We start from the raw sequence: 9570 nt of genomic DNA, 5'->3' as shown, positions 1-9570 counted from the left end.
AGGGGAAATTCTAACTTAATGTGAATTTCCTGAGTTATCTAGGACAGCCCCTTATAAAATGCCAAAGGCAGCCTGAAACCTTTGCAAAATCCCTAACAGCAGCCTGAAACCTAAAATGGAGCGGGCTCACCACCAACATTTATTAACCATCGCGTTACTGATTTGCCAAGATGTCGGCGAGCCGCTAACGCTCCATCGGTTACAGCGCGAGTAGGATGTGTGGCTTTGCCACGCACGCGGTTTATCAGTTTCCGCGTGCGTGCCTACGGCGCACACCCTACACGCTGGTTGAATGGGTGTGTAGAGTGGGCAACTCGTTTACCCACCATGGTGGATAGCTTTAACGTTTTGGTGGGCAAATAAATTACCCACCCTACCATTTGGCGTTTCAGGCTGCCTACCGTATCTTGCCCTCCAAGATAAACTTCGCGCCGCCATCTTGCGCCAGCAGCCGCACCATTTCGGGCAGGGTTTCGCGCAATATGTTTTGCAAAACATAGGGCGGGTTGAAAATAAACATTCCGCTGCCGTGCATCCCAAAGCCATCGGCGCGGGGGGCGTGGACGTGCAGCTCGGCGCGGATGTGGTTATCGGGCAGCAGCTTGGCGAGTTTGGCGGGCAGGCTGCAGCTTTCTTCGCGGCTTAAACAGGGATACCACACCATGTAGCAGCCTTGGGCGAAGCGTTTGATGGCTTCGCGCAGGGTGTGGACGACTTGGGCGTAGTCGGGTTTGAGCTCATACGGCGGGTCGATGAACACTACGGCGCGGCGGGTGGCGGGCGGCAGCAGGCTAATCAGCCCTGCGAAGCCATCTTCTTGTTTGGCAATGGCGCGTTTGCCTAGGCGCAGCGCGCAGATGTTGTCTTGCAGCAGCGCGAAATCGGCAGGATGCAGTTCAAACAGGCGCAGTTTGTCGGTTTCGCGCAGCAGTTGGGCTGCCCACAGCGGCGAGCCTGCGTAGAGTTGGGCGGGGGCGTGGCTTTCGTGCTGCGCGGCAAACGATGGGGCAAAGTTTTGCGCGAAGTGGGCAAAGGCGGCGAGCGTGGTGGATGGGCTGGCGTTTTCAGGCTGCTTTGGGGTGGCGGCATGATGGTTTTCAGGCTGCCTGAAAGCGGCCCACAGCCGTGCGATACCTTGTTGATATTCGCCCACTTTGTTGGCTTCATCGCCGCGCAAATCGTATAAGCCTGCGCCTGCGTGGGTGTCTATGTACCAATAGGGTTTGTCTTTTTGGTTGTAGTAATTGAGTACGGCGTAGAGCGTGAAGTGTTTGAGCACATCGGCGTGGTTGCCTGCGTGGTAGGCGTGGCGGTAGCTGAGCATGGGTTTCCTTTGGAACGGCGGGGTGTGGCGGCGGAATATAGCAGCGGTGGGGCGGGCGGGTCAAAGGGGTGGTTGTGTTGATGAACAAAAGGCTGCCTGAAAACGAGTGCAGCGAGTTTCAGCGAAGCTAAAACGTGCCGCTAAAAATGTTTTCAGGCTGCCTTTGCATGGCGGGCGATTAGTGGCGCTCTAAATCCACTTTGTATTCAATGCGTCCGTTGCCTTTGTATTCAATGCTTACGTCCATTTCTTGCTCACGGCGTTCAAATTTTAAATCGGCATCGTCGCGCTCAATGTCGGATTCCACCACGCGGAAGCCTTGGCGTTGCGCGTGGCTGATGGCTTGCTTGGCTAAACCGCGCACATCGTTGCCGCGCAAGCGAAATTCTACTTCGTATTCGCCATCGCCTTGGTGGTCGGCTTTAACCACTTGCGCGCCGCGCGGTTGATAAATTTCGCTTGGCACGCCGCCTTGGGCGGATGCGATGCCAATCAAGCCTGCGGCTAACACGGCGGCGAGTAGATGGGTTTTGTTCATGGTTTGCCTTTCTGGGCGGTTGAAAAAGGGCGCATCGTAAAAGCGGGCGGGCGACGTTCGCAAGGCAATTTACGTTTGTTAGCATTGGGGTGGGGTAGTTTTAGTTTCGCAGGCTGCCTTAATTTATTTGCTTTGTTTACAGCCAAAGGCAGCCTGAAACGCATTATTTCCGTTTCAGGCTGCCTATTGCCCATCTTTTGCCAGAGCAGGCGTTTCGCCGCCTGCCACGAGCAGGTGCAAGCCCCTGCACCCCGTGCAGCATCAACCATTGCTACCAGCATAAAGGCAGCCTGAAAACGCAAAATCGCTTTTCAGGCTGCCTAACCATCGCCACCTTAATCAATCATGCGCCAGCGCATCAATCGGGTTGAGCTTGGACGCATTCTTTGCAGGCATATAGCCAAACAGCACGCCGATAATGGTGGAGCACAGCACCGCGCCGATAATAGACGCAGTGGAAAACGACATCGCAAAATCGGTTACCACGCTGTTAAACAGCGAAGCCAAGCCAAACGAAATCAGCACGCCCATCATGCCGCCAATCAGGCACAGCAAAATCGCTTCAATCAAAAACTGCTGCAAAATATTCACCTGCCGCGCCCCAATCGCCATGCGCACGCCGATTTCTTTGGTACGCTCGGTAACGGATACCAGCATGATGTTCATCACGCCAATGCCGCCCACCACCAGCGAAATCACGGCGATAGACGAAATCAGCAGCGTCATCGTGCCGGTGGTTTTTTCCACCATTTTCTTGATGCTGTCGCTGTTTTGCGTAAAGAAATCTTCCGTGCCATGCCGCGCGCGCAACAGCTCGGTGATGCCTTTTTCTGCCGTTTGCGTGTCCACATCGGGCTTAATTTTCACCGTGATATTGCTGATGTATTTATTGCCGCTGATTTGGCTCATCAGCGTGGTGTAGGGCGTGTAAATCTGCAAGCTGTCGGACGGGGCTTCAAATTGGTTGTCGTCTTTTTTCAACACGCCGATGACGGTGAGCGGGCGTTTTTTCAGCAGCACCACTTTGCCCAGCGGGTTTTCGCCATTGGGAAACAGCTTTTTCTGCGTGTTTTCATCAATCACCACCACTTGCGCGTTGTCTTTCACGTCTTCCGCGTTAAACAATCGCCCCTGCCCGATTTTTTCCCCGCGTACGTCAAAATATTGCTCGCCAACGCCTGCCACGCTGGCGGTTAAGTCAATGTTTTTGTAGGTTAATGTGCCGCTGCTGTAACTGCCTGGGGTGGTGCTTTCCACATAGCTCAACCCTGCAATCGCTTTGCTGTCGGCAATGGTGAGCGTTTTCACTTTGCCCGAGCGGCGGTCGCCAAAGCCTTTACCGGGGAAGATGCTAATCATATTTGTGCCCATAGAGCTGATGTCTTTCAGGATTTTTTCCTGCGTGCCGTTGCCCAACGCCACCACCGACACCACCGCGGCGATGCCGATGATGATGCCGAGCATGGTCAACAGCGAGCGCATTTTGTGCGCCACAATGGCTTGCACCGACATTTTGCAGGCTTCTTGGAATTGGTCTTTGTAGAACGACCAGCCGCGTTTTTCGGCAATCGCTTCCACTTCGCTGGGCGGGATTTCGCTGGTTTTGCTGGTGTCGGAGATGATTTCGCCATCGCGGATTTCTACCACGCGATTGGCTTGGGCGGCGATTTTGGGGTCGTGCGTTACCATGATGATGGTGTGCCCGTCGTTGTAGAGCTGGTGGATAATTTCCATCACGTTTTCGCCGCTGTGCGAATCCAGCGCGCCTGTGGGCTCATCGGCGAAGATGATTTCGCCGCCGTTCATCAGGGCGCGGGCGATGGAGACGCGCTGCTGTTGCCCGCCTGATAGCTCGCTGGGTTTGTTTTTTTCTTTGCCTTGCAGCCCGAGTTTGTCTAACAGCATATCGGCGCGTTGGCTGCGCTCGGCGTAATCCAACCCTGCATACACCGATGGCAGGGCTACGTTATCCCGCGCGGTGAGCGAGCTGAGCAGGTTGTAACGTTGGAAAATAAAGCCGAAGCGTTTGCGGCGCATGGCGGCGAGTTCGTCCGCGCTCATTTTGGACGTTTCCACGCCTGCGATGCTGTATGTGCCTTCGGTGGGCGTGTCCAGCAGCCCAAGAATGTTCATCAGCGTGGATTTGCCCGAGCCTGATTGCCCGATGATGGCGACAAAATCGCCTTTTTTGATGGAGAGATTGATGTTTTTGAGAACGTGGACGCGGTTCTCGCCTTCGCCAAAATAGCGGTTGATGTTGGTGCATTCTATGAGCGACATATTTGACCTTTTGGGTTTTTTGGGGTTTCAGGCTGCCTGCTGGGATTGGGCAGCCTGAAAATCAATTTGTGATACGTTTAAAGGCAGCCTGAAAGCTCAAATTGGTTTTCAGGCTGAAACCTTTGCAAAACCCTAACAGCAGCCTGAAAGTAAGAAATGCCGTCATTCCCGCGTAGGCGGGAATCTTGTTTGATATTAAGAAACTCATGTAAAAACACTACATTGCAAAAATTTCACCAAGATTCCCGCCTACGCGGGAATGACGGAGAATTGACCATTTCTTGTTTCGTTTTAGGTTTTGCAAAGATTTCAGGCTGCCTACCGTTATTCTTGCGCTTGGAACACGCGAAAGCCCAGTTTTTCGGCGGCGGCTTGGTTGTCTTGCGAGATGGTGTACACGTTGATGCTGCCTGTTGCGCCGCCGCATACGGAGGGGAACGCTACGCCGCGCAGTTGGTCTTTGCGGGCGGCGAATACGGGAATTGCGCCCAGTTCGCTTTGCATCGCTTCGGGGCTGATGCCGCCGCCGTGGCATTGGGTGGAATTGTCGCTGCGATAGACTTCTATGCGCTGGGCGGTGGTTTGGGGGCTGTTCAGGCTGCCTGAACCGTTGGCGCAGGCGGCGAGCAGGATGATGGTGAGCGTGGCGAATATGGGTTTCATGGTGTGTTTTGCGCGGGGGTTAAAAGGGCGGTATTGTAAATTTTTTTGCGCGGGGGGTTTGTTATGATTGCGTAAAGTTGGTGAAAGGCGGGGGCTTTATGGCGACGAGCCGTCGCCGCTCCATTTGTGGCGGCCTGAAAAACCGTTTGTGCTTTTCAGGCTGCCTTTGCGATGCCTGAAGGCAGCCTGAAATGTTTGCGCTACGGCAAGGGTAAGAGTGGGTATGGCGGCGATACGCCATGTTCTGTTTGCTGTTGCGCGAAAGGCTGGGGCAGCCTGAAAAGGCAATTACCTGTTTTCAGGCTGCCTGTTGCAGGAAATATTCGGCAAGGGGGGCATCGTCGGGGCGGGTTAGTTTGATGTTGCGGCTGTCGCCTGTTACCAGCAGGGGTTGCAAGCCGAGTTGTTCTACGGCGGATGCGTCGTCGGTGATTTGGGCCAGGTTGCTTTGGCTTAAGGCGCGGTGCAGTAGGGCTGCCTGAAAGGCTTGTGGGGTTTGGGCTTGCCAGATGCCGTCTCGTGGGAGTGTGTGTGCGCTGTGGGGGTGGTGGGCGGCTTGGCGTTTTAGGGTGTCGGCGACGGGGATGGCGAGCAGTGCGCCGTGTTGTTGGGCGTGGGGGTGGGTGTCTAGGGCATCCAGCAGGCGGTTGAGTGCGCTTTGGGGCAGGCAGCAGCGGGCGGCATCGTGTACGAGTAGGGTGTCGCTGGGTTGGATGATGTGTTGGGCGAGCAGGTGGGCGATGCCGTTGGCAATGCTTTGGGCGCGGGTGTCGCCGCCTTGTGGGTGAACGCTGGCATGGGGCGGTAGGGTGATGGTGTGGGCGAACCATGGGTCGGCTGGGGAGATGATGATGGCGATGTGGGCGATGCGGGGGTTGGCGGCGAATAGGTTGAGCGTGTGTTGCAGCATGGGGATGCCGAGCAGGGGGGCGTATTGTTTGGGCTGGGCTGCGCCGTAGCGGCTGCCGATGCCTGCGGCGGGGATTAGGGCGATGTGGGGCATGGGTGGGCTTTCGGGTGGGGGGGTGTTTTCAGGCTGCCTTAATGGGGGCGGTGGGGTTTGTGGTTTTGGGTTGCGTTTGTTTGCTTTGCCCGTAAGCAGCCTGAAACCTTTGCAAAACCACCAATGACAGCCTGAAACCTAAGAACCTGTATTCACTATTTCCATAGACATCTTTTATGCCCTAAAAACGTGGCTACTGCGTTAAAAATGCTCGCAAGGTGTCCAACCTTACTGCGCTTTTTGCCTTGTATCCGCGCTTTTATTTCATAAAATCTGCCTATGGAAATAGTGAATACAGGTTCTAAAATGGAGCGGCGACGGCTCGTCGCCAACATTTATTAAACAGCGCATTATGATTTGCCAAGATGTCGGCGAGCCGCCGACGCTCCATCGGTTACAGGTTTTGCAAAGGTTTCAGCCTGAAATCATGCAATAAATGGTTGCTGCTGCGCGGGGTGCAGGGGCTTGCCCCTGCTCGTGGTAGGCGGCGAAACGCCTGCTCTGGCAAAAGATTAGTTTTAATTCGATTAGTTTTAATTCAAAGACAGCCTGGAAATGAGCGCAGCGCGTTTCGGTGAAGCCAAAACCGCATGGCAAAACTCATTCTCAGGCTGCCTATTCTCTCTGGGCGGGCATTCAGGAATGCCGCGTTAAGTCGCCATTGGGCTAGGCGTTTTAGGCATTTTCCGCCGCATAGCGTTGCAGCAGTTCTTTAAACGCCGCGCCTGTTTCGGGGTGTTTCAAGCCATACGCCAGCGTGGCTTCCAGATAGCCGATTTTGCTGCCGCAGTCGTAGCGTTTGCCGTCAAAGGCATGGGCGAGCACGGGTTCGTATTCCACCAGCTTGGCGATGGCATCGGTAAGCTGGATTTCGCCGCCTGCACCGCGTCCAATGGTTTGCAGCAGTTGGAAAATGCGCGGGGTCAGCACATATCGCCCCACCACGGCCAGGTTGGACTCGGTGTGTTCGGGCTTGGGTTTTTCTACAATGCTGTGAATGCGTTGGTATTGCTGCCATGCGTTGGTTTCCACCATGCCGTAGGATTGGGTTTGCGAATGGTCAATCGTTTGCACGCCGATGACGCTGCTGCCTGTTTGGTTGTACACATCAATCATTTGCGCAATCGCGCCGCGCGGTGCATCAATCAAATCATCCGCCAAAATCACGGCAAATGGCTCATTGCCCACCGCAGGCAGGGCGCACAACACGGCGTGTCCCAGCCCCAAGGCTTCGGCTTGGCGCGTGTAGAAGCAGCTCACGTTGGCGGGCAAAATGTTTTGCACTTGGGTTAATAATGCCATTTTATCGCGCAGGGCGAGTTCGGTTTCCAGCTCGTAGGCTTTGTCAAAATGGTCTTCTATGCTGCGTTTGCTGCGCCCTGTTACAAAAATAATCTCATCGCAGCCTGCTTCAATCGCTTCTTCCACAGCGTATTGAATCAACGGTTTGTCCACAATCGGCAGCATTTCTTTGGGATTGGCTTTGGTGGCGGGCAAAAAGCGTGTGCCCATGCCTGCCACGGGGAAAACCACTTTGCGAATGCGGGGGAAGGGTGTAGTAGCCATGTTTACTCCTTTGTCTTTACACAAAATAACGCGGGCAATTATAGCGACACGCCTTGGTGCTGTCAGGTAAAATAACGTCAACGATTATTCTCCCCCTTTCAGGCAGCCTGAAATCTGAAAACGGCTGCTTCTTTTTGATTGCCCACCATGTCCCACACCAAACGCATCGCCACCCGTCCCATCAATCCCCAGCTTCAATCCGCCCTGCAAGCCGCAGGCGCAAACCCGCTCATCGCCCAGCTTTACGCTGCGCGCAACGTTGCCGACAGCAGCGAACTCAACGACAGCCTGAAACAGCTTATCCCCTACACCCAGCTCACCAACTGCACTGCCGCCGCCAGCCGCCTAGCCGATGCCATCCAATCGCAGCAAAAAATCCTGATTATTGCCGACTACGATGCCGACGGCGCAACCGCGTGCAGCGTTGCTATAAAAGGGCTGGCGAGCATGGGCGCGGCGGTAGATTTTTTTGTGCCCAACCGCTTTGAACACGGCTACGGGCTTACCCCCGAGCTGGCGAATATCGCCCACGCCAAAGGCGCAGATTTAATCGTTACCGTGGACAACGGCATCAGCAGCGCAGAAGGCGTGGCCCGCGCCCAATCGCTGGGGTTGGACGTTATCGTTACCGACCACCACATCGCAGGCAGCGTGATTCCCGATTGCATTATTGTGAACCCCAACCAGCGCGGCTGCGCCTTTCCCAGCAAAAGCATGGCAGGCGTGGGCGTGATTTTTTATGTGTTGATTGCGCTGCGTGCCGAATTGCGCACGCGGGATTACTTTTCAGGCTGCCCTGCCATCGCCGAGCCCAAATTAGACGAATTATTAGACCTTGTGGCACTCGGCACAGTCGCCGATGTCGTGCCGCTGGACCACAACAACCGCATTCTCGTATCGCAAGGCTTAAAACGCATCCGCGCAGGCAAAATGAGCCACGGCATCCGCGCCCTATTCCAAACCGCCCGATGCAGCGCGCAAAAAGCGCAGCCGTTTGACTTTGGCTACAAAATCGCCCCGCGCATCAACGCCGCAGGACGGCTGGACGATATGTCCATCGGCATCGCCTGCCTGCTTTCAGGCAGCCTGAACGAAGCCGAAAACATGGCCAGCGAACTCAACGAACTCAACCAAACGCGCCAAGAAATTGAACAAGAAATGCTCACCGACATTCTCGCCGAATGCCCCAGCGCGTTGCCCCGCGAGCAAACCACGCTGTGCATGTACCGCGACAGCTTTCATCAAGGCGTGGTGGGCATTGTTGCCAGCCGTTTGAAAGAAAAATTTTACCGTCCCGTGTTTGTGTTCGCCCCCGACGACGGCGGCAACTATCGCGGCTCGGGGCGCAGCATCGCAGGCGTGCATCTGCGCGACGTGCTGGATGCCATCTCCAAACGCGCCCCCGGCATCATCATCAAATTTGGCGGACACGCCATGGCAGCAGGGCTCACGCTGCGCCAAGGCAGCCTGAAAACCTTTGGCGAATTGTTTGAAGACATCGTGCGCAGCCAAGTCAACGAAGACACACTCTCGCAAACCTACCTAACCGATGGCAGCCTGAAAGCCAGCGACATCACCCTAGCCAACGCCCAGCTCATCAACGCGCAAATTTGGGGGCAAGGCTTCCCACCGCCCAGCTTCGCCGACACGTTTCAAGTTATCCGCCAGCAAAGCATGGGCGCAGACAAAAAACACACCAAAGCATGGCTCGCCAAAGAAGGGCAAGAATTTGAAGCCATGTTTTGGCGATGCGAAGACACCCTGCCGCGCGACATCCGCGTGGTGTACCGCCCCACAGTAAACGAATGGCGCGGCAATACCGAATTGCAGCTTTATGTGGATTATTGGGAAGCGGCGTAGGCAGCCTGAAATAGATAGACGTAGGGTGGGTGGGCGGCTCGCTTGCCCACAATAGCAACATTTTGGCAAGCCACCCCCGCCCTATTCTTTCCCACTTTCAGGCTGCCTTTGAATAGACCAATCTTTTGCCAGAGCAGGCGTTTCGCCGCCTACCACGAGCAGGGGAAGGGGCTGTTTATATTGGGTTTGCGAGATGGATTTTGTGCCAGAAAGCAGACTATGCAAGGCGCAAACCGCAGCAAGGTTGAACACCTTGCGAGGATTGACAACGCAGCAGAGGCTGTTTTATGGCGCAAAAGCCGCCGCAATACCAAATATAAATAGCCCCGCTACCCC

At 55.2% G+C, this 9570-nt stretch carries 9 protein-coding genes; 2 read left to right on the top strand and 7 right to left on the bottom strand.

What is annotated here, in order from left to right; translation table 11 throughout:
- Positions 1 to 225 precede the first annotated feature (225 nt).
- A complete protein-coding gene (locus Q4A85_RS08710) occupies positions 226 to 363 on the top strand; it encodes a hypothetical protein (RefSeq protein WP_303109502.1) in 138 nt (45 codons plus the stop codon).
- Between the two features lie 34 nt (positions 364 to 397).
- Here Q4A85_RS08710 and Q4A85_RS08705 read toward each other — a convergent pair whose 3' ends face one another.
- The 7 genes from Q4A85_RS08705 to galU all read right to left on the bottom strand — a co-directional run bounded on the left by Q4A85_RS08705 (position 398) and on the right by galU (position 7374).
- Positions 398 to 1324, bottom strand: coding sequence for a 23S rRNA (adenine(2030)-N(6))-methyltransferase RlmJ (locus Q4A85_RS08705; protein WP_303109501.1), 927 nt, complete (start codon positions 1322 to 1324; stop codon positions 398 to 400).
- Positions 1325 to 1502: 178 nt separating this feature from the next.
- Positions 1503 to 1862 carry a hypothetical protein gene (locus Q4A85_RS08700; protein WP_303109499.1) on the bottom strand — a complete coding sequence of 120 codons (360 nt, stop codon included), beginning with the start codon at positions 1860 to 1862 and terminating at the stop codon, positions 1503 to 1505.
- 339 nt (positions 1863 to 2201) lie between these two features.
- Positions 2202 to 4142, bottom strand: a complete 1941-nt coding sequence (locus tag Q4A85_RS08695) for a MacB family efflux pump subunit (protein WP_303109497.1) — start codon at positions 4140 to 4142, stop codon at positions 2202 to 2204.
- A 324-nt stretch (positions 4143 to 4466) separates the two neighbouring features.
- Positions 4467 to 4805 (bottom strand): hypothetical protein, encoded by a 339-nt coding sequence (locus Q4A85_RS08690; protein ID WP_303109495.1) that lies wholly within the window; start codon positions 4803 to 4805, stop codon positions 4467 to 4469.
- Between the two features lie 61 nt (positions 4806 to 4866).
- On the bottom strand, positions 4867 to 5046 hold the full coding sequence (locus Q4A85_RS08685) for a hypothetical protein (RefSeq protein ID WP_303109493.1): 180 nt from the start codon (positions 5044 to 5046) through the stop codon (positions 4867 to 4869).
- Positions 5047 to 5103: 57 nt separating this feature from the next.
- Complete coding sequence (ispD, locus tag Q4A85_RS08680) at positions 5104 to 5808, bottom strand: 2-C-methyl-D-erythritol 4-phosphate cytidylyltransferase (RefSeq protein ID WP_303109491.1); 705 nt, start codon at positions 5806 to 5808, stop codon at positions 5104 to 5106.
- Between the two features lie 675 nt (positions 5809 to 6483).
- Positions 6484 to 7374, bottom strand: coding sequence for a UTP--glucose-1-phosphate uridylyltransferase GalU (galU, locus tag Q4A85_RS08675; RefSeq protein WP_303109490.1), 891 nt, complete (start codon positions 7372 to 7374; stop codon positions 6484 to 6486).
- A 147-nt stretch (positions 7375 to 7521) separates the two neighbouring features.
- Here galU and recJ point away from each other — a divergent pair, with 147 nt between their 5' ends.
- A complete protein-coding gene (gene recJ, locus Q4A85_RS08670; RefSeq protein WP_303109488.1) occupies positions 7522 to 9234 on the top strand; it encodes a single-stranded-DNA-specific exonuclease RecJ in 1713 nt (570 codons plus the stop codon).
- Positions 9235 to 9570: the final 336 nt, after the last annotated feature.

The sequence above is a fragment of the Kingella sp. (in: b-proteobacteria) genome (assembly GCF_030527935.1).
Lineage (GTDB): Bacteria > Pseudomonadota > Gammaproteobacteria > Burkholderiales > Neisseriaceae > Kingella_B.
Note: the sequence above shows the minus strand (reverse complement) of the source record. Positions and strands in the feature narration are given on the sequence as shown.